Source organism: Nocardia sp. NPDC020380 (assembly GCF_044386975.1).
GTDB lineage: Bacteria > Actinomycetota > Actinomycetes > Mycobacteriales > Mycobacteriaceae > Nocardia.
Genome location: NZ_JBIRVQ010000029.1, coordinates 41,144 through 63,862 on the forward strand (window position 1 = coordinate 41,144; position 22,719 = coordinate 63,862).

The 22,719-nt window shown below is 67.6% G+C and carries 29 protein-coding genes; 13 read left to right on the forward strand and 16 right to left on the reverse strand.

The features are described 5' to 3' along the window. Positions 1-281: 281 nt before the first annotated feature. From ACH438_RS45035 to ACH438_RS45050, 4 genes are read left to right on the forward strand one after another with little or no spacing between them, the layout of a single operon-like run. The gene (locus ACH438_RS45035; protein WP_397017244.1) at positions 282-1,016 is read left to right on the forward strand and encodes a multiprotein-bridging factor 1 family protein; all 735 of its coding nucleotides are present in this window, start codon (positions 282-284) and stop codon (positions 1,014-1,016) included. After that, positions 1,013-2,290, forward strand: a complete 1,278-nt coding sequence (locus ACH438_RS45040) for an alpha/beta fold hydrolase (protein ID WP_397017246.1) — start codon at positions 1,013-1,015, stop codon at positions 2,288-2,290. The genes ACH438_RS45035 and ACH438_RS45040 overlap by 4 nt, the downstream gene beginning before the upstream one ends. Positions 2,291-2,293: 3 nt before the next feature. Continuing rightward, positions 2,294-2,845 (forward strand): hypothetical protein, encoded by a 552-nt coding sequence (locus tag ACH438_RS45045; RefSeq protein WP_397017248.1) that lies wholly within the window; start codon positions 2,294-2,296, stop codon positions 2,843-2,845. Then, positions 2,836-3,951, forward strand: coding sequence for an MAB_1171c family putative transporter (locus ACH438_RS45050; RefSeq protein WP_397017250.1), 1,116 nt, complete (start codon positions 2,836-2,838; stop codon positions 3,949-3,951). The genes ACH438_RS45045 and ACH438_RS45050 overlap by 10 nt, the downstream gene beginning before the upstream one ends. A 5-nt stretch (positions 3,952-3,956) precedes the next feature. Here the strand turns inward: ACH438_RS45050 and ACH438_RS45055 are convergent, their stop codons facing one another. The 9 genes from ACH438_RS45055 to ACH438_RS45095 all read right to left on the reverse strand — a co-directional run bounded on the left by ACH438_RS45055 (position 3,957) and on the right by ACH438_RS45095 (position 11,063). Further along, entirely contained in the window at positions 3,957-4,550 is a 594-nt protein-coding gene (locus tag ACH438_RS45055; protein WP_397017252.1) for a GPP34 family phosphoprotein, read from the reverse strand. A gap of 251 nt (positions 4,551-4,801) precedes the next feature. After that, complete coding sequence (locus ACH438_RS45060) at positions 4,802-4,984, reverse strand: hypothetical protein (RefSeq protein WP_397017254.1); 183 nt, start codon at positions 4,982-4,984, stop codon at positions 4,802-4,804. A 129-nt stretch (positions 4,985-5,113) separates the two neighbouring features. Further along, positions 5,114-5,836 (reverse strand): cysteine hydrolase, encoded by a 723-nt coding sequence (locus ACH438_RS45065; protein WP_397017256.1) that lies wholly within the window; start codon positions 5,834-5,836, stop codon positions 5,114-5,116. A 5-nt stretch (positions 5,837-5,841) separates the two neighbouring features. Beyond that, positions 5,842-6,414 (reverse strand): YbhB/YbcL family Raf kinase inhibitor-like protein, encoded by a 573-nt coding sequence (locus tag ACH438_RS45070; protein ID WP_397017258.1) that lies wholly within the window; start codon positions 6,412-6,414, stop codon positions 5,842-5,844. Continuing rightward, a complete protein-coding gene (locus ACH438_RS45075) occupies positions 6,411-6,962 on the reverse strand; it encodes a cysteine hydrolase family protein (RefSeq protein WP_397017260.1) in 552 nt (183 codons plus the stop codon). Before ACH438_RS45075 ends, ACH438_RS45070 begins: the two co-directional genes overlap by 4 nt. Before the next feature lie 2 nt (positions 6,963-6,964). Then, positions 6,965-8,683, reverse strand: coding sequence for an MFS transporter (locus ACH438_RS45080; RefSeq protein ID WP_397017262.1), 1,719 nt, complete (start codon positions 8,681-8,683; stop codon positions 6,965-6,967). Next, positions 8,683-9,123: a MarR family winged helix-turn-helix transcriptional regulator gene (locus ACH438_RS45085; RefSeq protein WP_397017264.1), complete on the reverse strand. Its 441-nt coding sequence runs from the start codon at positions 9,121-9,123 to the stop codon at positions 8,683-8,685. The genes ACH438_RS45080 and ACH438_RS45085 overlap by 1 nt, the downstream gene beginning before the upstream one ends. Before the next feature lie 27 nt (positions 9,124-9,150). After that, positions 9,151-9,852, reverse strand: coding sequence for a nitroreductase family protein (locus ACH438_RS45090; RefSeq protein ID WP_397017266.1), 702 nt, complete (start codon positions 9,850-9,852; stop codon positions 9,151-9,153). Between the two features lie 5 nt (positions 9,853-9,857). Next, the gene (locus tag ACH438_RS45095) at positions 9,858-11,063 is read right to left on the reverse strand and encodes a diguanylate cyclase domain-containing protein (protein ID WP_397017268.1); all 1,206 of its coding nucleotides are present in this window, start codon (positions 11,061-11,063) and stop codon (positions 9,858-9,860) included. A gap of 224 nt (positions 11,064-11,287) precedes the next feature. Here ACH438_RS45095 and ACH438_RS45100 point away from each other — a divergent pair, with 224 nt between their 5' ends. After that, the gene (locus ACH438_RS45100) at positions 11,288-12,496 is read left to right on the forward strand and encodes a NupC/NupG family nucleoside CNT transporter (protein ID WP_397017271.1); all 1,209 of its coding nucleotides are present in this window, start codon (positions 11,288-11,290) and stop codon (positions 12,494-12,496) included. Between the two features lie 11 nt (positions 12,497-12,507). Here ACH438_RS45100 and ACH438_RS45105 read toward each other — a convergent pair whose 3' ends face one another. Continuing rightward, positions 12,508-12,852, reverse strand: coding sequence for a hypothetical protein (locus ACH438_RS45105; RefSeq protein WP_397017273.1), 345 nt, complete (start codon positions 12,850-12,852; stop codon positions 12,508-12,510). A 102-nt stretch (positions 12,853-12,954) separates the two neighbouring features. Then, entirely contained in the window at positions 12,955-13,215 is a 261-nt protein-coding gene (locus tag ACH438_RS45110) for a hypothetical protein (RefSeq protein ID WP_397017275.1), read from the reverse strand. A gap of 339 nt (positions 13,216-13,554) precedes the next feature. Here ACH438_RS45110 and ACH438_RS45115 point away from each other — a divergent pair, with 339 nt between their 5' ends. Both ACH438_RS45115 and ACH438_RS45120 read left to right on the forward strand, forming a co-directional pair. Beyond that, positions 13,555-14,322, forward strand: coding sequence for an endonuclease/exonuclease/phosphatase family protein (locus ACH438_RS45115; protein ID WP_397017277.1), 768 nt, complete (start codon positions 13,555-13,557; stop codon positions 14,320-14,322). Continuing rightward, entirely contained in the window at positions 14,285-14,779 is a 495-nt protein-coding gene (locus ACH438_RS45120; protein WP_397017279.1) for a zinc-binding dehydrogenase, read from the forward strand. The genes ACH438_RS45115 and ACH438_RS45120 overlap by 38 nt, the downstream gene beginning before the upstream one ends. 7 nt (positions 14,780-14,786) lie before the next feature. Here the strand turns inward: ACH438_RS45120 and ACH438_RS45125 are convergent, their stop codons facing one another. After that, positions 14,787-15,161 carry a cupin domain-containing protein gene (locus ACH438_RS45125; protein WP_397017281.1) on the reverse strand — a complete coding sequence of 125 codons (375 nt, stop codon included), beginning with the start codon at positions 15,159-15,161 and terminating at the stop codon, positions 14,787-14,789. A gap of 82 nt (positions 15,162-15,243) precedes the next feature. On the opposite strand from ACH438_RS45125, the gene ACH438_RS45130 reads away from it, so the two are divergent. Beyond that, entirely contained in the window at positions 15,244-15,690 is a 447-nt protein-coding gene (locus ACH438_RS45130) for a MarR family winged helix-turn-helix transcriptional regulator (RefSeq protein ID WP_397017283.1), read from the forward strand. A 6-nt stretch (positions 15,691-15,696) separates the two neighbouring features. Here the strand turns inward: ACH438_RS45130 and ACH438_RS45135 are convergent, their stop codons facing one another. Then, positions 15,697-16,554 (reverse strand): GNAT family N-acetyltransferase, encoded by an 858-nt coding sequence (locus ACH438_RS45135; protein ID WP_397017285.1) that lies wholly within the window; start codon positions 16,552-16,554, stop codon positions 15,697-15,699. A gap of 67 nt (positions 16,555-16,621) precedes the next feature. On the opposite strand from ACH438_RS45135, the gene ACH438_RS45140 reads away from it, so the two are divergent. Further along, a complete protein-coding gene (locus ACH438_RS45140; RefSeq protein WP_397017287.1) occupies positions 16,622-16,936 on the forward strand; it encodes a hypothetical protein in 315 nt (104 codons plus the stop codon). Between the two features lie 206 nt (positions 16,937-17,142). Continuing rightward, entirely contained in the window at positions 17,143-18,180 is a 1,038-nt protein-coding gene (locus tag ACH438_RS45145; protein ID WP_397017289.1) for a crotonase/enoyl-CoA hydratase family protein, read from the forward strand. 22 nt (positions 18,181-18,202) lie between these two features. Here the strand turns inward: ACH438_RS45145 and ACH438_RS45150 are convergent, their stop codons facing one another. Continuing rightward, positions 18,203-18,667, reverse strand: coding sequence for a MarR family winged helix-turn-helix transcriptional regulator (locus tag ACH438_RS45150; RefSeq protein WP_397017291.1), 465 nt, complete (start codon positions 18,665-18,667; stop codon positions 18,203-18,205). 388 nt (positions 18,668-19,055) lie between these two features. Here ACH438_RS45150 and ACH438_RS45155 point away from each other — a divergent pair, with 388 nt between their 5' ends. Next, positions 19,056-19,361, forward strand: coding sequence for an excalibur calcium-binding domain-containing protein (locus tag ACH438_RS45155; protein ID WP_397017293.1), 306 nt, complete (start codon positions 19,056-19,058; stop codon positions 19,359-19,361). Positions 19,362-19,530: 169 nt separating this feature from the next. Here the strand turns inward: ACH438_RS45155 and ACH438_RS45160 are convergent, their stop codons facing one another. Next, the gene (locus ACH438_RS45160) at positions 19,531-19,755 is read right to left on the reverse strand and encodes a DUF3618 domain-containing protein (protein ID WP_397017295.1); all 225 of its coding nucleotides are present in this window, start codon (positions 19,753-19,755) and stop codon (positions 19,531-19,533) included. 255 nt (positions 19,756-20,010) lie between these two features. Between ACH438_RS45160 and ACH438_RS45165 the strand changes: the two genes are divergently transcribed. Together ACH438_RS45165 and bcp are read left to right on the forward strand one after the other, a co-directional pair. Then, complete coding sequence (locus ACH438_RS45165; RefSeq protein ID WP_397017297.1) at positions 20,011-20,295, forward strand: hypothetical protein; 285 nt, start codon at positions 20,011-20,013, stop codon at positions 20,293-20,295. A gap of 66 nt (positions 20,296-20,361) precedes the next feature. Further along, positions 20,362-20,835, forward strand: coding sequence for a thioredoxin-dependent thiol peroxidase (gene bcp / locus ACH438_RS45170; RefSeq protein ID WP_397017299.1), 474 nt, complete (start codon positions 20,362-20,364; stop codon positions 20,833-20,835). Between the two features lie 105 nt (positions 20,836-20,940). On the opposite strand, the gene ACH438_RS45175 is transcribed toward bcp, so the two are convergent. Further along, positions 20,941-22,227 (reverse strand): hypothetical protein, encoded by a 1,287-nt coding sequence (locus tag ACH438_RS45175; protein WP_397017301.1) that lies wholly within the window; start codon positions 22,225-22,227, stop codon positions 20,941-20,943. Positions 22,228-22,719 lie beyond the last annotated feature (492 nt).

A 22,719-nucleotide genomic window follows, 5' to 3' on the forward strand; every position in this document is an offset into this window, starting at 1 on the left:
TCACCGGCCAGCCGGAGGGTGCCGACCCCCCTTCGGACGACACCCTCTCGGATGGCCGGTGGGCTGGTTCCCCGGCCACCTCGTCGCGGAACGGTGCACCGGACTTCACTCACCGTCTACTGTTTTGAGGTGCCGCAAACATATCATGAGTCCCAATTGAGTGGACAGTGAGTGGTTTTCGGCTCAGGCTGAGGGATCTGTGAGTGGTAGGTGACGTCGTTGTTGTGAATCCGAGGGTGGGAAGGAAGATCATCGAGCATGGGACGCATAGGGTTTGCGCCGTGGTGACGTGGGAACTGCAGGAGCGGTTCGGCCGGATCGTGGCCGAAAGGCGCGAGGAGCTGGGGCTCTCGCGGCCGGATGTGCGCCTGGCCGGCGGACCTTCCGTCGCGACGATGGCACGGATCGAGAACCCGCAATCGAATACCGCACCACCGAGTCCGGCGACGCTGCGACAGCTCGACATCGGTCTGCGCTGGACCGAGGGCAGCGCGGCGCGAGCGCTGCACGGCGGCGACCCGATGACACTGGGTGAGCAGCCCTCGGTAGCGGATGCTCGCGGTTCGCAGCCCCGGGGTAGAGGTGAACACGATCCGCTCGACTTCCGTGTGGTAGAGCTCGACGTCGAACTCGTGGACGCGCTGATCGCCGCCGCCGATCGTTGTTTCCAGCTCTGCGACCGCGCCGATCTCCCCGATGCGGCCCGGGAAGCCGCACAAGCGGTGAAGGCGCAACTCGGAGTCGCCGTCGGCCGGCTCGCGGCCGCGCAGGCCACCGAAGTGCTGGAGCGGGCGGGCGGTCCGGGTAACGCACTGCCCACGAACATCGAGAGACTCATCGGCGCGGTGCTGGCGACGCCACCGACGGCCACGGGCGCCGAACGGGAGAACCAGCAGTACCGGCGCTGGCTCGCAGGCACCGCAACAGACTTGGACCCCATCCTGGCCGACACCTTCTCGAAGCGGTGGCGGTCTAAGCTGAACCGGATCAGTCTGATTGAGGGAGAAGGCGGTTGAGTCCACGCAGCGGAGTCGTCCCGTTGGAGGAGCGGGTGAACCTACTGTTCGCCACCATCATTGACAATAATGGTGGCGAGGTCAGCACACTGACTGTGGCTCAGGCTCTTTCGAAATCCATGGGTCACCAGGTGACCGAGGAGGATATCGAAGCCCTGCGGCGACCCGGGGCGCAGAGGCCGGGCGAGAGCCTGCTCCGTGCGCTCGCGGGCTACTTCGATATGCCGGAGAGCTTCCTTTCCGACGAACCCGAGCAGTACTACAGCACGTTCCTGCAGCTGAATCTGCTGATCATACAGCGCGACAAGGGAATTCCTTTCATTGCCCTGCGCCCGAGTTCGGATCACCTGGGCGACAACGCGTTACACGACTTGACGCAATACCTCGAATCCCTCGGCGAGCAGGCTTCGACGCCGGCACCGTTCGGATTCCAGGCGAGACAAGGAGAAGACGACGTGACCGACTCTCATTCCGGGACGGTGCCCGTACCGGGCGGCTCGCTGTACTACGAGGTCCGGGGAACCGGCTGGAACGTCTTGCTGATCCAGGGCGGGATCGGCGACGCCAACGCCACCGAGCAGTTGGTCGAGCAGCTCGTCGGTGACGGTGCGCGCGTAATCACCTACGACCGCCGCGGACTGGGCCGTTCCACCGTCGACGACACCGCGACCACCACGATCGGCCTGCACGCCGCCGACGCCGCGGCGCTGCTGACGGCAGTCGCCGGGGAACCGGCCGTCGTGATGGGTGCCAGCATCGGCGCGGTGATCGCGCTCCAACTGGCCGTCGACCACCCGGAGCTGGTGTCCACGCTGATCGCCCACGAACCGCCCTTGGCGGACGTGCTGCGCGAACCGGATCGCGAACGCGAACTCGACCACGTGGCCGAACTCGCGCGCACCGACGTACGCGCGGCCATCCGCCACATGGTCGGCCTCGCGGGCGCACAGCCCGAACTCGAACCCGGCGCCGCGCCGACCCGACCGCGCGGGGATATCAACGCCACCCTGACCCGGTTCTTCGCCCATGACTTTCCGGCGGTGCGCACCAGCGGTGTCGACGCCGACCGGCTGCGCCCGGTCATCGCGCAGGTTCCCATCACCCTGACCGGCGGCACCGGCGGCAGCGAACGCTGGGAGTACCGCTGCGCCCGCACCCTCGCCGGGGACCTCGGCGTCGAGTTCGTGGGCATCGACGGCGGCCACGAAGCCCCCGCAACCCACCCGCGCAGCACCGCGGCGGCGATCAGCAACCTCGCCGGGGTCCGGAGGTGACCGGTGCGGGCCGAGAACACCGGTCGCCGGCACTGGCGTAGCGAAGCGCACCTGCGCCGCGGGGTGAAACAGTTACTGCGGCAACTCGACATCGGCGCTCCCCTGGATGTGCGCTTGCTCTGCGAGCGCCTGTCCGAGCATCGGGGCAGGCCGATCAAGCTCGTTCCCTACCCGTTGCCGACCCCCGGCGCCTTCGGGCTGTGGATCGGCACGCACACCGATGATTACGTGCTCTACCAGCGCGATACGACCCCGGCGCATCAGGAGCACATCATCCTGCACGAGCTCGGCCACATCATCAGCGAACACGGTGGCGACGAGGACGACGACGACCTGTGGGGGCAGATCTTCCCCGACATTCCCCCCGGCGTGGTGCAGCGCATGCTGCGCCGGGAAGGCTACGGCGTCGTCGCCGAACGCGAGGCGGAGATGGTAGCCACCGTGATCAAGGAATGGGCTGTCCTGCTCGACGAGCTCGGTGCCGGAAGCCGGCCCACGACCGCGGTGGGCCGGCGGCTCGGTGGCGCGTTCGACGCTCACCAGGGATGGCTGTAGCGATGATCGTGCTGGGGATCATGTGGTGCGCGGCGGCCATCGCGGCGGCGTGGAAGGGATCGCAACTGGCCGGCATGCCCCGGGACCGCGGCTTGCAGATCGTCACCACGTGCACGGTGCTGGTGCTCGCCGCGCTCACGGCCCAGCTGGTGGTCGCCCTGCCGGGCACGCGTTTTCCCCGGCAAACGCCGGTATTGATCGAGTTCATCCTGCTCAACTTCTTCTTCGTGCTGCTGCTGGGTTTGCTGCGCACGACGGGAGGCCGGTTCGACCTTTCTCTCCGCCCCTTCCTCGCCGACCTCGGTTTGGCGGTCGCGGCCGGCGCCGTCCTGGTCATCACCTTCGTGGTCACCGACCCGTCGAGGTCGAGCGCCAACTACGGGGACTACACGGAGGCGTCGGGGCCGGCCGGGGTGCTGGTCTTCCACTTGGTCGGCAACCTGTTCATGGCCTACGCCACCGCGTGCGGCGCCTACCTCGCGTGGACGGCGGCACGACATGCCCTCGCCCACACCCGAAATGGGCTTCGGGTCGCGGCCGTCGGGCTGGTCATCGCATGTCTCGGCAACCATGTACCCCGAGTGGTCGCGGAGGCCGGCCGCCTCACCATCGGCACTCCGATCCTGCCTGCCACAGCGACCTGGACACCCGCTCTGCTCGCGGCAGGCGTTGCGCTGTTCTTCCTCGGCGTCGGTTATCCCGGTGCTCGCACCGCGGTCGTGAAGATCCGCCTGTGGGTGCAGGCCAAGCGGCGTTACCAGGAACTCCGGCCGCTGTGGGAGATCTTGTACCGCGAGTTTCCCACCATCGCACTGCTTCCCGGCCGTAGCCGACGGCGCGACCGGTTCACTGTCCGCCGGATGCGGATGCGCTACTACCGGCGGGTGATCGAATGCCGTGACGGGCTCGTCTGTCTCAGCCCCTACCTGTCCGTCTCGGTGCTGTCCACCCACACCCCGGCGGAACAGGCGGCCCTGGTCCGCGCGGCCATCGAACGCCGCGCCGATGCCACCGCCCCCACCCGCCCCACGATCATCGCCCCACCCCGGGAACCGGGCATGGAAGGCGATACCCGAGCCATCATCGCGCTCTCCCGCGCGCTGTGAGCGGTTCAGGCGGCGCCGGTGAAGCGGGCGGCCTGGGTGAGACAGACCGCGCGTTCGACGACGGCTACCGTGGCTGGGCACAGTTGTCGGTGGCCTTGGATTTCGGCGCGGTGCTCGATCAATTCCGGTGCCCAGTCGGCGCATTGGGGGCCGAGGGCGTGGACCAGTGAGAGCAGTTTGATCAACGCTTCTGTTCGGGCGTCGGCGGCGTGGGCGTCGAGTAGGACGCGCCGTAATTGCAGGCGCAGTTGCTGTTTGCCGAGGACATCCGTGGTCGGCCAGCCATGAACGGCGAATACGCCCAGGACCCGCGCATTCTCGCGACGGACCTTCCCGGCCGCGATGAGGCGGGCCAGTAGGGCGGCACGAAGGCCGCGACCGAGGCGCTGGGTGAGTTCGACGGGGCGTAGCTCGGTGTCGCCGATTCGGGCCGACGCGTCGGTGAGCAGCGGGTCGGTCTCGGCTGTGGTGGGTGTGGTGAGTTCGAGCAGGACGGCTCCGGCGAGCACGCGGTCGAGGATGGGGCGGGTGACGAGGGGTTCACCGGTGCGGTCGTCATGCAGCAGCCACAGCAGGTCCTCGGCGATCAGCGGTGTCATGCCGGTCAGGCTGCCAGCGCGCCGCTGTGGGGACGCTGAGAGCGCGTTGACGGCGCGGAATGCGAAACAAGCCCCCGATCACAGTGATCGGAGGCTCGGAAAGTGTTTGGACGACGCGGAGGAACTCAACTCGGCCCCCAGCTATAGATCCAGGAACTTCCCCGCGTCGCGGCAACCATATTAACGACGCCGATCTCCGTTCGCCACACATTATGTCCACCGCCACACACCGATGGCGGCGGACGCCGCGATCACTTCGAGGGTTTCAACGCCGTCCAGGCAATTCCGGCACCGAGCAGCGAGACGACGCCCACACTCCAGAGAGCGACGGCCACTCCCTGGTAATGCAGCGAGAAGCCCGCGACTCCGAGCACGAGCAGCAATATGCCGACCACGACCAGCGACTGGACAACAGCGAACCGATTCCGCGTCATTCGACCCTCCAAAGTCATTGAACGCCAGGCCCTCTGCGATCCTCGCTCGCGCCGGCGCAAAGCACTCACCCGATCGGGCGAATGCACTGCGCGCCAGGCTACAACCGATTGCTTCCATTTGGAGGATGCTCAGGAACCCAATGCTGTTCGGTACCGGGCGGAATCGATGACTTCGGCTTGGGTGGGGAAGACTTTGTTCAGGAGCACCGTATTGACTTCCGGGTCCGGGTCGGCGACGCAATCCGACAGGACAATTACCCGATAGTCGAGGTCGGCGGCTACGCGGAGGGTCGACAGGATTACTCCGCTGGTGGCCACACCGGTGAGAACGAGGGTGTCGATCTGTTTGGCACGGAGGATCTGGTCCAGCCCCGTGGAGGTGAAGGCGCCCACCCGATGTTTGGTGATCACCGGTTCGTCGCCCACCGGAGCGACCCGGGAGTCGATTCGAGTTTCCGGGCTGCCCTCGAGCATCTTGCCGCTGCCGATGATCGTGCCGAAGGCTTGGTTGCCGGCCGACACCTCGGGGTAGCCGGGAGCGAAGGCCGTTGTCACGAAATCGACTGCCACACCCGCTTTTCGGCTGGCTTGCTCGGCGTCGGCGATATCGGTGACAGCGGAATCGTTGCTGCCCAGCTGGGAGACGATGCCCTGTTCCATGTCCATCACCAGCAGTGCGGTGTGGGCCGGGTCGATCTCGAGGGGTTGGTCGGCCGGTGCACTGGTCGGCGTCGCGGCGGGATGCGGTGACGACGTCGCCGGTGCGCTGCTGTTGTCGTGCCCGCATGCGGTCAGCACCAGGGCCGAGCTGAGCGCGAGGAGCAGGAGTTGCGGTGTTCTTCTGGAGGACATGGGATTCAGCGCTCGTAGGTACCGGTCAGGCGGCCGCGGCCGAGGACAGGTGCGGTGATCGCCGGGAGCAGGGCGCGAGGTCGTGCCCGGTCGGGGGAAGGTGCGTCCGGAATGCTGTCCAGCGGGGTTTCGAGGGCGAACAGCTGGAAGATATAGCGGTGTGGCCCATGACCTTTGATGGGTCCCGGGCCTTGGTACCCGCGGCCGATGGTGGAGCGCAGCACCCGCACTCCGGGGCCGGGCGTCCGGGCGGCCAGCGCGCCGGGTTCCAGGTGCGCGGTCGCCGGATCGACCAGTGCGACGCAGTGCACGGCGGGCTTGGTCAGCGGCACATCGATGTCCTCGACGACCAGCAGCAGTTGCGCGGTGGCGGCAGGCGGCGGGGTCCAGGCGAGATGCGGGGACAGGTTGTCGCCGCCGATGTTCTTGCCGCAGTGGGCCTTCGGCATGGCCTCGCCGTGGCCGAAGTGCCGGCTGGTGAGGGTCAGCAGTTCGGGGCCGTGCAGGTTCGGCAGGTTCCACGCCGTGTGGGTGTCACCCGCTCTGCGGTTGTGCAGCAGTCGTCCGAGCACGCTCATCGGGTGGACTCGACCTTCGCGACGATCTCGGCGACGGTGGCGGTTTCGCCGATCTTGGGGAAGACGCGGTCGAGGCAGTGCCGGTGTGCGGCGGTGTCGGGATCGCTCATGGCATCGGTGGCCAGCACCACGTGGTAGCCGTGGTCGCAGGCCGAGCGGGCGGTCGATTCGACGCCGCCGCTGGTCGAGATGCCCGCGAGTACGACCTGGGTGACGCCCAGATCCCGTAGCAGCGTGTCGAGTCCGGTGTCGTGGAAGGCGCTGCGCCGCCGCTTGGTGATCAGGTGATCGGTCGGCTGGACCTCGAGTTCGTCGATGAGGTCGGCCCAGCCGGCGGGCAATGCCGTACCGCCACCGGATGATCCGTTGTCGGTGCGTCCCGGCGCGCGGCCGGTGACATTGACCAGCACGACGGGCAGTCCGTGCCGCCGGTACTCGGCGGCCAGTCGTGTCGCCTGTTCGATGCTCGGGTCGTCGTGCTGGGCGACGACGCCCTGCTGCAGGTCGATCACGACGAGCGCGGACCGTGGGTCGATGGTTGTCAACATGCTTATTTCCCCTGGGTGATGGATTGTTTCGGGCCGGCGGCGCCGCCGCGCAGCAGGGAGGCGATCGCGGCGAGGACCGCGAGGGTCGCGCCGAAGGCGAACACGATGACCAGGCCCGAGTGGAAGGGCCCGGATATCAAGTGCGGGAAGAACTCTCGTCCGGTCAGCGTCTGTTGCTGTGCGGCGGTCAAGTTGTCCAGCGCGCCGGTGGGTTGCAGCAGATGCTGGATCGGGCTGAACCCCAGCTGCGCGGCGAACAGCGACGACACCGGCGGCAGGTTCCCCACCTGAGCGGCGACCTGAGCCGAAACGCCTTGCTGCTGCAGGCCGTTGGCGAGACTGTGCGGCAGGCTGCTCGCCAGTCCCGCGATCATCAGCGAGAAGAACACGCCGATCGACACGGCGGTGCCCGAGTTCTGGAAGGTGGCCCGCATGCCGGAGGCGACGCCGCGCAGCTCGCTCGGCACACTGCCCATGATCGAGGACGAGTTGGGTGAGGCGAACATGCCGCTGGCGATTCCATTGAGCGCGATCAGCACTGCGAAGATCCAGTAGCTGAAGTCGACCGGCAGCAGCATCAGGCCGAGGAAGCTCGCACCGAAGAGCAGCGCACCACCGGTGGCCATGCCGCGGGAGCCGATCCGATCGGACAGGTACCCCGATACCGGTCCCGCGGCGAGGAAGCCCGCGGTGAGCGGCAGCATGAAGATACCGGCCCACAAGGGAGTACTGCCGTAGTCGTAGCCGTGCAGTGGCAGCCAGATCCCCTGTAACCAGATGATCAACACGAACTGCATGCCGCCGCGGCCGATCGAGATGGCCAGGCCCGCCAGATTGCCGAAAGTGAAGGCGCGCAAGCGGAAGAGGCTCAACTGGATCATCGGTTCGGGGACCCGGTTCTCGATGACGACGAACGCCGCCAGCAAGAGCAGCCCGCCGACGATCAGCATGTCGACCAGCGGATTGGTCCACCCCATGGTGTGTCCGCCGTAGGGTTGCAGCCCGAAGGTGACCGCGATCAGGATGGCGCTCAGCCCGATCGCGAAGGTGAGGTTCCCCCACCAATCGATCCGGCCGCCGGCCCGCTTCCCGGTGTCGCGCAGTGTGCGGTAGGCCCACAGCGTGAAGAAGATTCCGACCGGCACGTTCACCCAGAAAACCGCCCGCCAATCCCAGGCCGCGAGCAGACCACCCGCCACCAGGCCGATGAACATCCCGGCGAGCCCCGCCACCTGATTGATCCCCAGCGCGAAACCACGCTGTTCCGCGGGGAACGCATCGGTGAGGATCGCGGCCGAGTTGGCGGTGAGCATCGACCCGCCGACGGCCTGCAGCACCCGCCAGCCGATCAGCCACATCGCTCCGTGGCCGCCGTCGAAGGGATCGAAGGACAACAGGATCGACGCGAAGGTGAAGACCGCGAAGCCGGCGTTGTAGATCCGCACCCGGCCGAACATGTCGCCCAGCCGCCCCACGGTGACCACCAGCACGGCCTGGACCAGCCGGTATCCCATGATCATCCACAGCAGGTAGGCGATATTGCCGGGAGCCAGCGGGTCCAGGTGCACGCCGCGGAAGATGGCCGGCAGCGCGATCAGCACGATCGAACCGTCCAGCGCGGACATGAACACGGCCGCGGTCGTGTTGGTCAGCGCCGTCCACTTGTATCTGTCGCTCGCCGGCCGAGTGGCGGCGGGCGCCTCCATCAGGTTCTTCTGCATCAGATGTGCTGTGCCAGACGCTCGAGCAGCGGCGCCGCCGCGGTGAGCTGTCTCAGCTCTTCGGGGGTGAACGTGCCGCTGGTCAGGGCGCCGGCGATGAGTTCGTTCCGCGCGTCGCGCTTGTCCTGGAGCGCCTGCCGTCCGGCGTCGGTGACCGTCAGCACCATGCGTCTGCCGTCGGCGGGGTCGGGGCTGCGTTCGATCAATCCGCGGCCTTGCAGCGCGTTGATGGTCGCGCCCATGGCCTGCGCGGTGATCTGCACTTCGCGGGCGAGCGCCGAGGAGGTGGTGGGACCGGATCGTTCCAGGCGGGAGAGCGCGGTTCGTTCCGGCATCGTGAGCTCGCCCGGGGTGGGCACCTGGCGTACCCGCCGCAGCAGCACGCTGATGCTCCTGAGCAGGACGGCGGCGACCGCCCCGGGATCCAGATCATCATCCATATACTAAAGCTAACTTATAAAGCTGCCTTAGTAAATCTCCAGGGCCTCCGGAAGCGGCTTACGGCGGAGATCCGGCACCTCACAGTCCGGCGCGGGGTAACCGACCGGGAAGAGGATGTACGGACGCTCGGTCGCCGGGCGGTGCAGGATCTCCGACAGGAAGGCCATGGGGTTCGGGGTGTGGGTCAGGGTGGCGAGACCCATGGTGTGCAGGGCCGCGATGAACAGGCCGCAGGCGATGCCCACGCTCTCGTTCACGTAGTAGTTCTTGCGCAGCGTCCCGTCCGGCCTCGGCGTGCTCTTCTCGGCGAAGACCACCACCACCCAGGGCACCACGTCCAGATAGGACTTGTCGGCATCGGTTTCCAAGGGAGCCAGGGCATCTCGCCAAGGCTCGGGCAGCCGGCCGCCCTCGTAGTTGATGCGTTCCTCGTGTTCCGCGGCCGCACGAATGCGGTGCTTGAGGTCCGGATCGGCGACGGCCACGAATTTCCAGGGCTGATGGTGGGCGCCCGAGGGGGCGGTATTGGCCGCCACCACGGCCAGCTCGATCATCTCGCGCGGGACCGGATCGGGAGCGAAAAACCTGACACTGCGCCGGGATTCGAGAAAATCATGGAATTCACGGGCGCGGCGCAGCCCCTCGGCCTGATCCAGGCGCGGCGGGGAATAGGGCACGAACGGGTGCTGATGGACCCGCGGAGCCGGCCCGGTGGACTGGTTCGTCATGCCAGTCAGCGTGCCACGCGATCATGTTCGGGCACTGGGGATTCGGGCAGCGCGGTCATGGGACGCGGCGGCAGCTCCGGGAGCGGTTCCTCGTCACCGGCGACCACGGTGGTATTGCCGCCCAGCCGTTTTGCCCGGTACATGGCGTAGTCGGCGCGGCGCAGCAGACGTTCGAAGGTGGCTTCGGTGTATTCGATGTCCGGCTGCGAGGCGTCGATCATGGCGACGCCCACGCTGGCCGTGATGGTGACGGGCAGCTCGGACATGGTTTCGATGGCCGCGCGCAATCGCTCCCCCACCGCGGCGGGTTCCTCGCGCAGGCAGCCGACCACCACGAATTCCTCACCGCCCGTACGGGCCACCAGGGCATCGGATTCGACGGTCTCGCGCAATCGCTGGGCGGTGTGCACCAGCGCTTCGTCACCGAACGCGTGCCCGAAGGTGTCGTTGATGGATTTGAACCGGTCCAGATCCAGCGAGGCCACATACGCGGATCGCCGCCGGCAGCGGCCGACGTGCGTGGCGAGATTGGCGTCGAGGCCACGGCGATTGAGCAGTTTGGTCAATGGATCCGACTGCGCGTCGACCCGCACGATCCAATGGCACAGCTGCACGAACGGCAGGATGACGCCGACCACCACCGCCATCACCAGGATGATGGCCAGGCCCAGGGCGATATCCTGCTGCCGGCCGCCGAGTTCGGGCTCGTTGCGCCCGGTGTTCGGCAGGTAGCCCAGGGCGATGAGCACGCCCAGCATGACCGTCGCCAGCATGGACCAGCCGACGTGCAAAGCCAGGATGCGCGGGCCGTGGAACACGGTCACGTATCCGCCCATGGCCATGAGCAGCACGATGCCCAGCACCGCGATGACGCGGTCATGGGCCAGCAGATCGTTGGCGGTGGTGTCGAGGTCGAAGAGCACGATCCAGATGAGCGATTCGATTTCCCGCGGCCACGGCAGCAGCCACCAGCGCAGCGTCCACGCGCCCGCCACCGCGGCTTCGATGCCGCCCTGCCAGCCGAGGGGTCCCGACACATCCCCCTGCGCGACCGCGGCCAGTACCGCGATCATCAGCATGACGATGCCGCCGGCGCCGAGCATGATCTTGAATCCCCGTAGCGCCGAATGGGATTGGAGAGTGTCGACCAGCCAGCGATAATCGACCCGGTCTCGCCACCAGGTTCGATAGAGCGATCGAGCGTCGGTCATGAACCGCCTCGGGTCGACAGGAGCTCCGGTGTGTATCTGGGGTCGCTCAGGCTCCGGAATCGAGCCCGCTTCCCGCAGGCTATGAGCATTCCGGCCCGCACGCAATATGACATTCTGCATATCTTTCGCAAAATTACGGGTTGAATGAGCCGCGCCCCGGTTGCGAGTGAACAGTCAGTAGCTGATTATTTGCGTCAATCTCGCTCGAACCCTCGGAGGCGTGCGTGCACTACGTGATCGGCAGTATCGGTTTGGCCGGATTCCTGTTCCTCGCTTGGCTGCCCAGCAGCGATCGGCGACTGGCGGGCGGGAGATTGGGGCGGGTTGCGATATTGCTGCTGGTACAGGCCGCACTGGCCGTCCTGCTGCTGAAATCGTCGGTGGGCGACGCCGTGGTGCGCGGCATCAGCAGGACGTTCGACCACCTGCTCGCCTACGCGAGCACCGGCACCACGTTCGTGTTCGGCGGCCTGCCCGCGGTCGGCACGCAGCCCGCGATCTTCTTCTCGGTGCTGATCCCGATCGTGCTGGTATCCGCCCTGATCGGGATCCTGCAGCATATTCGTTTGCTGCCGTTGATAATTCGCGTCGTGGGGCGGGTGGTGTCCTGGATCAGCGGCTTCGGCAAGCTCGAATCCTTCAATGCGGTCGCGGCCATGTTGCTCGGTCAGTCGGAAGTGTTCATCTCCCTGCGCGACATCCTCGGCCGCATCCCGGAACAGCGGATGCTGACCCTGGCCACCTCGGCCATGTCTACGGTCTCGGCGGCCATTCTGGGCGTGTACATGCAGCTCGTCGAACCCCGATACGTCATCGCGGCCATCACCCTGAACCTGTTCGGCGCGTTCGTCGTCTCCGCCCTCATCAACCCGTACCGGACCACCGGCATCGAGGACGACGTCCTGCTGCACACCGAGGAAACCGAACCGCGGGACCGCCCCTCGTTCTTCGAGATGCTCGCCGACTACATCCTGGTGGGCTTCCGCATCGCGATCACCGTCGCCGCCATGCTGCTCGGCTTCACCGCCCTGCTAGCCATGGTGAACGGCATCTTCGCGGCCGTCTTCCACGGCACCTCCTTCCAGGACGTGATGGGCCACGCCTTCGCCCCACTGGCCTGGCTGACCGGAATCCCTTGGGACGAAGCCCGATCCGCCGGCACCTTCATGGGCACCAAGCTGGTCTCCAACGAAGTCGTCGCCATGCAACAACTCCACAGCCGCCCGACGCCCCTCTCGGGCCACACGATGGCGATCCTCTCCACCTACCTGGTGTCCTTCGCCAACCTCACCACCATCGCCATCGTCACCGGCGCCGTCCGCATCCTCGACCCGGGCCAGGGCGCCCTGGTCGCCCGGAAAGGCCTGCGGCTGATCTACAGCGCGACACTCGTCAGCCTGATCAGCGCCACCATGGTCGGCCTGGTGCTGTAGGCCCGAGCCGGTTACCCGTGTTCGATCGGGTGGCCGACACGCTGTTCGAGTATGGACAGCACCCGATCGGGGTCGTCGGGACTGAAGGCCGGGCGCACGCGGCCGCCGAGATCGAGGACGATCAGGCGGTCCTTGTGCGGGCGGCCGACGTCCAGGGGCAGCCAGTAGCGCGGGGAGGAGGTTCCCCACAGGCGGCCCTTCCCGGTCATCACACCCATCGGGCGGACGCTGATTCCGCGGATACGGCCATACGGTATGCGCTTACCGGTGGCGAGTGGAAAATAATAGCGCCGCAATGTGATTGCCTCGTCGTCGAGAATGATCAGTCCGTCGTCATAGAGGGTTTCACGGGTCATCCGCTCATGTTATACGCGACCGAACCGATATGCGGCCCTTGGACGGCCGTGCCGTCCAAGGGCCGCATTTATTCGACGGTCATCGGGTTATCGGGTGCGGCGTCACCACTGGTGGCAGCGGCCGTCGCGGTGACCCCACTGATCGTGCTCGTCGTTGTGCCAGTTGCCCTGACGGTCACAGTGCCAGTCGTCGTTCCACGGATCGCCCGGTTCGTGCCAGCCCGGATGGTTGAAGCCGGCCCAGTCCTGCGCGACCGGCATGCCGCCGCCCGGGATCTCGGCCGATGCCGCACCCACCACCGGGCCGACCAGCAGTGCGCCCGCGGCGGCCGCGACCGCCAGTGTTCCCGCCAGCCTTCTCATTACAGTCACTACCTTTCTGTTACCCACGAAGGCCTCAGAGGCCGAATTCATTTCAGAACAGGCACACGCCGGAAACGATGAAATCGCTTGAAGTCTCAGCACATTCCCACCGGGCCGACACACACGGATCGCAATATTCCTACGACAGAATTCGAACACCGGAGAATGTTTACTCCCAGCCTGGTCCAATCCAATTCTGCTGCGGGTCACAGCGATTACTGAAAAAGCGAATTACACCACCGGCCAGACGATCGGTGCCGCGAACGCCCGCGGAGATCGTGGGCCGGTTCGCAGGGTTCGCTCAGCCGGGACACAGTCTGCGGCGGAACCATCGATAGCGTGCTGAATTCGCTTTCGACCCTGATGCTCGCGGCCACGGCCGCATTGCCGCTGGTGGCAGCGACCGGGCTGGTTGCGCGGACGGTCCACTCGCGACGGCAGCCGGTGATTGTCGCGGCGGCGCTCGCGCCGTGGCTGATGGCCGCGGCCTTGCCTGCGCTGGTGCTGGCGGCCGTGGCGGGGCAGTGGATCGCGGTTGCCGCGAGCGCCGCCTTGCTGGGGGCCGCGGTGGCCACGCAGTGGCCGTTGTATCGGGCGCGGGCGCCCTTCTTGCGGTCGCGTCGGGCGCGGTATCGGGCGCGGCAGCTGCCGGATCGGGGGCCGTTGCGGCCGTATGGAACCCGGCAGCTGGGGACGTCGGGGCGGACGCTGCGGTTGATGCAGGCCAATATCCTCGTCGGTGGTGCGGATCCGGATGCGCTGGCCGCGTCCGTCGATCGGCTGCGGATCGATGTGCTGACGGTGTGCGAGCTGACGCCGCAGGGGCTGGCCAATCTCATGGCGTCGCGGCTGCCCGAGCTGTTGCCGTATCACTACTGCAGCACCGCGGAACGCGGGAAGGGCACCGGGATCTGGAGTCGTTATCCGCTGTCGGACACGCAGCGGCACGACGGGTTCGTCACCGAATTGCTCTCCGCCCGAATCGAATTGCCGGACGATCCGGCGCCACTGGTGTTCGCGGTGCACCCGATGCCGCCGTGGCCGATTGGCCGTGAAGGTGGCGCGCCTGATGGGCGCGGGCAGCATCGTGGCGACCGGCCGCGATGATTCCGCACTGCGCGAAATCGCCTCTCTCGGTGCGGATTCCGTGATCACCACGGCCGTCTCCGACGACGAACTGCGGCAGCAGTTCACGGATGCGAAGGACAGCGGTTACGACGTCGTGGTCGACTTCCTCTGGGGCAGACCGACCGAGATCCTCTTGAGCACCCTGATCCCGGATTCCTTCGCCTTCCCCGAGCCGACCCGGCTGGTGCAGATCGGCGAGTCCGCCGGGCCCACCGCCACCATTCCGGCGGAGACCCTGCGCACCTCGGGTGTCGAGATCTACGGCGCGGCCCGCAATGCCGACCCGGCCGCCATCGGCGCCGGCTACCAGCAGGTGGTGGAGTGGGCCCGGGAGGGTCGCCTCACGTTCGATATCGAGCGGGTGCCGCTCGCGGAGGTCGAAACCGCTTGGCAGCGCACGGATCTGCGCGGGAAGCGGCTCGTCGTGACGCCCTGATCGGAGGTCAGTTCACCCAGGGCGGGCTGATGCGGGTGCCGTCGGCGAGTTCGCCGCTGAAGCCGACGGGCGCGGTGACCATGACGACGGCGGGGTGGTCGGCCGAATTGTCCAGGCGGATGGTCGATCCGGCGGGCGCCACGGCGGCGTCACCCGGGACGAGGTCGGCGGCTTCGCCGTCGATGGTGAGGGTCAGCGCGCCGTCCAGCAGGACGAAGGCCTCCTCGCGCAGCACCTTGTGCGCGACCCCCTCGGTGGCGGGCGAGATTTCCAGCCGCCAGATGCACAGTTCGGCGCTGCCGGCGGCCGGTCGGACGAGCGGGGTGAAGCGGGAGCCGTGCATCTCGTGGACTTCGGCGGCGGCAATGCGGATGACGGGCATTTCGAGAACTCCTCTTTGGTCAATCTGCTTGACTATATAGTCAAGGAAGTTGACCAATATGTCAAGTGTCAGGATTTCACCCATGCCCATACCCGCCCAGGACCTACCGCTGCTGCTGCTCGCGGCCGCCGCCGAGGTCACCGACGCCATCAACCACGGCGTGCTCGCGGCCGGATTCACCGATATCCGGCCCACCCACGGCTTCGCCTTCGCGCGCATGGCCCCGAACGGCGCGACCGTCGGCGAGATCGCCGAACACCTGGGCGTCACCAAACAGGCCGCCAGCCAGCTGGTGGACGAACTGGTGAAGAAGGGCTACGCCGCGCGCAACCCGCACCCCACCGACTCCCGCGCCCGCCTCATCACCCTCACCGAACGCGGCTGGGCCTGCACCCGCGCCGCCGACGCGGCCGCGGCCCGGTTCACCGAGCACTGGGCAGCCGTCCTCGGGCCCACGGCCACCGTCGAACTGCGCAATGCGCTGGCGCGGGTGGTGCGGCCGGGTCGTGTCCGGCCCTCGGCCTGGTGAGCCGGTTCAGCCCAGTTCGAGGCTGGTGACGCCGAAAACCTTTTCCGTGCAATGGGATCGGACCGGGCCGGTGTACATGCGCGCCGTCTCGAAGCTCGGCTGCAACCCCACCTCCGTCGCCAGGCGGACCGCGGATTCATTGTGCAGCGGGACATCCAGGGCGAGCGCGGCGCCGTTCGCGGCCTGCGCGAGCGCGGCGAGCAGCTGCCGGGCGTCCGCGTCCGAATCGGCGAAGAGCGGACCCACGCGCAGGGAATCCCTTGCGGGACGAACGGTTCCGAAGCCCGTGAGGGTCCCGTCGACAATGCGCACCACGGTGCGATGGCGGGGATCGCCGAGCCAGATGGTCAGAAAGTCGGGACGATCGGCGGGCAGGCAGGTGGAATCGTAGGCGCGCACGTCGATCACATTGTCCGCGCCGAGTTCACGCACCGTCGCGTCCGGCGGCGGCAGATCCGGGATGCCGGTGAAACGCGCAGTGCGGTAGGCGAGTTCGAATCCGCTGCGCCGGTAGTTGTCCTGCTGATCCGGCACTCCGTCGAGGCCGACCACGCGGTCGCCGGCGTGCAGCAGGCCCGCCTGCCAGGTGGCGAGTCCGAGCCCCTGGCCGCGTAACTCGGGCCGTACGAGATAGAAACCCAGAAAGGCGTATTCGCCGCCGTAGTTGACCACCGAGATCGCCGTGGCGGGCTCCCCGTCGATCCGGCCGAGGAAGAATCCGCCCGGATCCTGCGCGAAGAACGCGCCGGTATCGCCCTCCCCCGGATTCCATCCTTCCGCGGCCGCCCAGCCGACCACGATTTCCCAATCCCGCGCTGTGGCACGGTCGATCACGAGTTCCTGGGCACCCACGGCATCCGACATGCGAACACCGTAGCCGCCTGGAGTAGGGTCGGCCTCGTAATTCGTCCACTACCTGCGGAGTTGCGAGATGGCCGACTACGCCCACTCGGACTTCGCCGATCGCAGTCGCGAGGAGAAGGCGCGCCGACTGGCCGCATACATCTGGGACCGCGCGATCAGCGGAGCCGAGTTGCTCGAGATGCCCCCGGCCCAACGCCGGAAACTGGCCCGAGCCGCCGACACCAACCCACCCAGCACCGACGAAACCTGGCAAGCCGCCGCCCGCCTCCTCGACGAAAAGGACGCCTGGGCCACCCGCAACCCCACCCACGACTCCGCCCGCCGCACCCACGCCGACGAGAAAATCATGTGGGTGAAGCCCCCGGTCAAACCTTGGGAGTGAAGCAACGTCGGAGTCGACGGCCCGCCCCGGAGAGCCACACGACGAGCGATTCCGTGGGATCGGCGCCTGCCCTCGAGAGTTACGCGACCAATCCGCTCCTGGGGTTTCAGGGGCGGGCTTGCCCCGGCGCAGGGAGGTGGAGCCGCGAGTTACGAGAGTTGTCTCAACTCTTGACAGCAAGAAATGAACCGGGGTTCACTGCTTGGGTGGCACCCGACTACGAGAACCATGCCGGCACCCGGCCCGCGGCCTGGCGCGACGACCTGACCGCCGGTGACGACTCCCCCTTCGCCGGGCGTCCCGAGCCGGACGGCGAATTCACCGGCCGCACACTGACCTACGAGGTCACCGGCCGCATCGCGCGCATCACCTTCAACCGCCCCGAACGCGGCAACGCCATCACCGCCGACACCCCCATCGAACTGGCCGCGGCCGTCGAACGCGCCGACCTCGACCCGCGGGTGCACGTGATCGTGGTGAGCGGGCGCGGCAAGGGTTTCTGCGGCGGCTATGACTTGTCGATCTTCGCCGAAAACAGCTTCGCCCCCGCTGAAGGTGTGCAGCCGACCGAGGGCACCGTGCTCGATCCGGCCGTGCAGGCGGCCAACCACAATCCCTGGGCCACCTGGGATCCCATGCTCGACTACGCCATGATGTCGCGTTTCAACCGCGGCTTCGCCAGCCTGCTGTACGCCAACAAGCCGACGGTCGCCAAGGTGCACGGTTTCGCCATCGCCGGCGGCACCGATATCGCCTTGTACGCCGACCAGATCATCTGCGCCGACGACGCCCGCATCGGCTACCCGCCCACCCGCACCTGGGGTATCCCGGCCGCGGGCATGTGGGCGCACCGGATCGGTGATCAGCGCGCCAAGCGCCTGCTCTTCACCGGCGACAGCCTCAGCGGTAAGCAGGCCGAGGAGTGGGGCCTGGCCATCGAGGCGCCGCCCGCCGACGAGCTCGACGCGCGCACCGAGGAACTGCTGCAACGCATTTCACAGGTCCCGATCAATCAGCTGGTGATGGCGAAGCTGGCCCTGAACAGCGTGCTGCTCAGCCAGGGCGTGGCCAACTCCGGCATGATCAGCACCGTCTTCGATGGCATCTCCCGGCACACCCGCGAGGGCTACGCCTTCCAATTGCGCGCCGCCACAGCCGGTTTCCGCGAGGCCGTCCGGGAACGCGACGAGCCGTTCAACGACTGGAAGCGCGCGCAGTTCGACCCGCCCACAGACGAGAGCTGACCGGAGCCGGCCCGCCCGACGGTCAGTCGAAGCCCGGTACGTCGGTCCGCTCGACTTCGGCGACGACCCGGTCGGCCAGTGACCGCAGGGCCACCGACTCCGCGCGCGTCATATCGTCGACGAGCAGCCGCCGCACCAGATCCACATGGTTGGGTGCGGCGGTTTCCAAGGCCGTGCGCCCGGCGTCGGTGAGGCGCACTTCGCGTCCGCGCGCATCGTCGGCGGCCTGGCAGCGGTCGACGAGTCCGCGGGCGGCCATGCGGGTGAGGTGTTTGGAGAGCCGGCTCTTGTCCCAGCAGATCTCCGCGCCGAGTTCCTTGGCGCGCAGGTGCCCGCCCGCGGCGGAGAGCGCAACGAGCACTTCGTAATCGGAGGGTGAGAGGCCGTCCTGGGCCAGTCCGGCGGCGATGGCGGCGTCGAGCCGCTGCCGCATGCGGATATAGGCCTGCCAGGTCGTCTGTTCCTCGTCGGTCAGCCAGCGCACCATGGGCTCCATACTATCCATACATAGTTGACACGGACACCAACCTTGTGCACGCTGCCAGGGACTCGCAGCCCTGACACAGCCACGGCACAGGAATCTGTCGTAAAGTACGGTCCGTCCCAATCGTGAAGGTCTCGAAAAGCTGTCTGTCATAGCGGTTTTCAATCAGACGAATGGGACACATTCCGGCAGAACAGCTTCGGGAACGCATCCACGTCGTCGCGCTGACCAGGATAGATAGCCCATCCGGTTGACAATGCAACGTTGCGCCAGAACAGTAGACGCCGGAAACCCGGACCGGCCACCGTGCCACACTCCACCGGCAGCGGTGGCGATCCGCGCCGAGCCGGGCCGCCACCTAACAACACATAGCGCCGACATTGAGGAATACATGAACGTTCGCCGGCTACTCGTCACCGCCAGCGTCGCGGGACTGACGACCATCGCAGCCCAGACCGCCGTTGCCTTCGCCGATGTCCCCACCGGTTCCTCCGGTACCGGCTCCTCCGCCATCGACACCGGCTCCGCCGCGACCGGCTCGGCCGGACTCACCCAGACCGGCTCCGCCGGCGGCCCCGTCTACGAGAACTGCGACCAGGCCCGCGCCGCCGGCGTCGCCCCCCTCTTCCGCGGCCAGCCCGGTTACAGCCCCCACCTCGACCCGGACGGCACCGGAATGGCGTGCCCCACCGTCTGATTCGTCGCTGCCGCGACAATCCACAGATTGAACCGAGACCCCGGTCCTGTAGGACCGGGGTCTCGTGCGTTCGAGGGGTAAACAGCGAGGCCCCGGTCCGTTCAGGACCGGGGCCTCGCGGCTTTCGGGGGTTCGGGGGCGGAGCCCCTGAGAGTTCCGAGAGTTGGTCTTACCGGCGGAAGAGCTTGACCAGCACCAGGGTCGCGACGAGGGCGCCGGCGCCGATCAGGCTGTACTTGATCTTCGGCTCGTTCACCTTCGCGATGAGGGACTGCTTGGCGTTGTCCGCCAGCCGCTGCGGGTCGGCCCGCACCGCCAGCTCGTCGAGGGTGCTCGCGAGCCGGTTCCGCGCGGCCTCGATTTCCCGCTCGATCGCCTCGGTATCTCTCGCCACGTCACACTCCTGTCTGGAAGCCGCGCCATCAGCGGCACTGTCGTCTCGAGGCTGCTCGCGCGACGAATCCAGGGCGCGGCGAGCCGACCTGCCGTGGAGTCTATCGCCAACCCGACCTCGCACTCCTGACGCGCGCGGAAATCCTCGGCCCAGCTCAGGATTTGATGTGAGTTGCCGGGGAATCGTAGGAACAGGCTTGCGACGCCCATAGAGTCGTCCGCGGGTCGGAGCCCGATTTCTACAGAAAGGCCTTCTATGAAGTCCCGCATTATCGGTTCGCTATTCGTCGCCGCGGCGTCCGCCGCTCTCATCACCGGACCGCTGGTCTCCGTGGCGAGCGCCGAGGTCGTGAGCCCCGCCCAGCAGGCCGGCCCGGCCATCCTGCACGAGGACGGCGACTGGGGCGGCTTCAACCAGCCCGGTTGGCTCGACCCGCGCGACCCCTGGCACAACGACTGGCACTGCGACCGCCACGGCCGCTGGCACGATGACGAGCGTGACGGCTGGGGCCGTCACGACGACCGCTGCCACGAGTGGTAATTCACGCTTGACGAAGACAGCGCGTATCGCTGACAACGAGTCGGCGGCGTCGGCTAGCGTGACGACATGACCGAGAACCCCCGGCTCAGTCCCGGCGATACCGCGCCCGCCTTCACCCTCCCCGACGCCGACGGCAAAGAGGTGTCGCTCGCCGACTACCGCGGCCGCAAGGTGATCGTCTACTTCTACCCCGCCGCCAGCACACCGGGCTGCACCAAGGAAGCCTGCGACTTCCGGGACAATCTGGCCGAGCTCAACGGCGCCGGCATCGACGTCATCGGCATCTCCCCCGACAAGCAGGCCAAGCTGGCCAAGTTCCGCGATAACGAGCAGCTGACGTTCCCGCTCCTCGGCGATCCGGACAAGGATGTGCTGACCGCGTACGGCGCCTTCGGCGAGAAGATGATGTACGGCAAGAAGGTCACCGGTGTCATCCGATCCACCTTCCTCATCGATGAGAAGGGCAAGGTCGAGGTCGCACAGTACAACGTGCGCGCGACCGGCCACGTGGCCAAATTGCGCCGCGATCTCTCGGTGTAGATCTCGCGCGGTGTAGATCTCACGATCGAGGCAGACACGAAGAACCCCGGCCCGATTCGGGCCGGGGTTCTCGTATATCGGTGTGTCCGGACCTGTTTCGCGTGCTCAGGCGCGCGGGAAGACCTGGAGGGTCGCCCACTGCAGCATCATGCGCCAGTGGTTGTCCCACCAGGACGCGAACTCCGGAGTCCCTAACGCCGGCGGGGCCGTCTCACCGGGGAAGAGTCCGCCGTCGACGGGCGCGACCACCGGATGCGTGGGAGCGGGCAGCACCGAATCCGAGGCGGGCACGGTTTCCGGCTCGGGCTGCGCCTTGACCAGCTGTTTCGGGTTGCCGCCATCGGTGCGGGAGCCGTTCGGTCCCCAGTTCAGGGTGGCCGGGTCGACGGTGATCACATCGGGCTCGGATTGCGGCGCGGGCTGATCCGACATGGTCACGCCCGAGTCGGGGGCGGTCGGTCCGGTCGGCTGTGCGACGGGCGCGCTGCCACCGCTCGCTCCCGGGTCGGCCGGGGCGCCGAGCTGGTTCGGAGCGGGCGCGGACTTGGCGTCGGCGGAGACGCGGGCGTCGGTGAGCTTGGGTTCGGGCACGCCCGACGAATCCTTGTTCGCCGCATAGACTCCGCCGGCCACCAGGCCGCCGGCGAGCACGCTGGCCGCCGCGAACAGGGCCGCCGTGCCGCGCACCCGGCGAATGCGTTCGGCCGCTTCACCGGCGAATTCGACCTCGGGCAGGGCCGCCAGGGCCGCGCCGAGAGCGGGCGCCGCCGCCGACACCGAGCAGGGGATGACGGGTGCGCCGAAGCCGGATTCCAGTGCCGCCACGACCGCGGGTTCGCTTGCGGCGGAACCGATGAGCACGACGGCGTCGGGTTTCACCCCGGCGGCGTCGAACTGGTCCCAGGCGGAGGTGACCGCGGCGCGCATGGCCTCCTCGGTGGTGGCGCCGCCGGTGAGGGTGACCGCGGCCAGTACCCGGCTGCGGTCCGGGGAGATGAGCGAGAAGGCCTGGAAGCCCGGGACCACCTCGCAGATGGCCAGGTCCTCGAATTCGTCGACCCAGGTCATGGCGCGGGCCACGGCGAGGTGCGCGGCCTTGGCCGATACCAGCGAGGCGTCGTGCCAGGCCCCGGCGGCCAGCCGGGTGACGATGGCGCGGCGTTCGGCGGCATCGCGGTAGGCGACGGCCACCCCGATGATCTTCCGATCGGTTTCGATCTTGGCGGCGATCTCCTCGAGCACCAGTTCGACGGTTTCGGCCAGGTCGGCCTTGGATTCGCCGGCGACCTTCGCCACGCGTTCCAGCACCACGCGTTCGGGCAGCTTGTCGCCATCCTCGGCCAGTGCCACGGCACGCACCGTGCCGCGCTCGGTGGCGACTCCGATGGTCACCGCGGAACGAACAACAGCAGAAGAAACCACAGATCAGCCTTCCAACGTCGTCAGTGCTTTCTGAACTAACTCTGTAAGTCCCGGGGGCAAGCCCCCGGACCCCCGGACCGAGAGGTGGTGTTGCAAGTCCCGGGCACAATCCCCGGCCCCCGACCGAGGGTGAAGCAGCAACTCCCGGAGACAAGCCCCGGACCCCGGTCGAGGGGTGGTGCAGCCCCGAGGGCCAAGCCCTCGGACTCCGGCCAAGGGTTCGTGCAGGCCCCGGGGCTCGGCCCCCGACCGAGGGGCGGTCCGCCCTGGGACCCGATGGCTTCGCCCCAGGGGGTGCGGGGGCTCGGCCCCCGCTTCCCCTTTTCGGGGTTGAAAGGGGCGCAGCCCCTTTCGTTGTATCGGCAGGCAGCGGTGAAGCAGCTGCGATGGGTCTTCGTCGCCGGGGGCGGCGTGGATGGGTGGGAGGCCGTGACACACGAACTACCGCAGCGTGTCATCCGC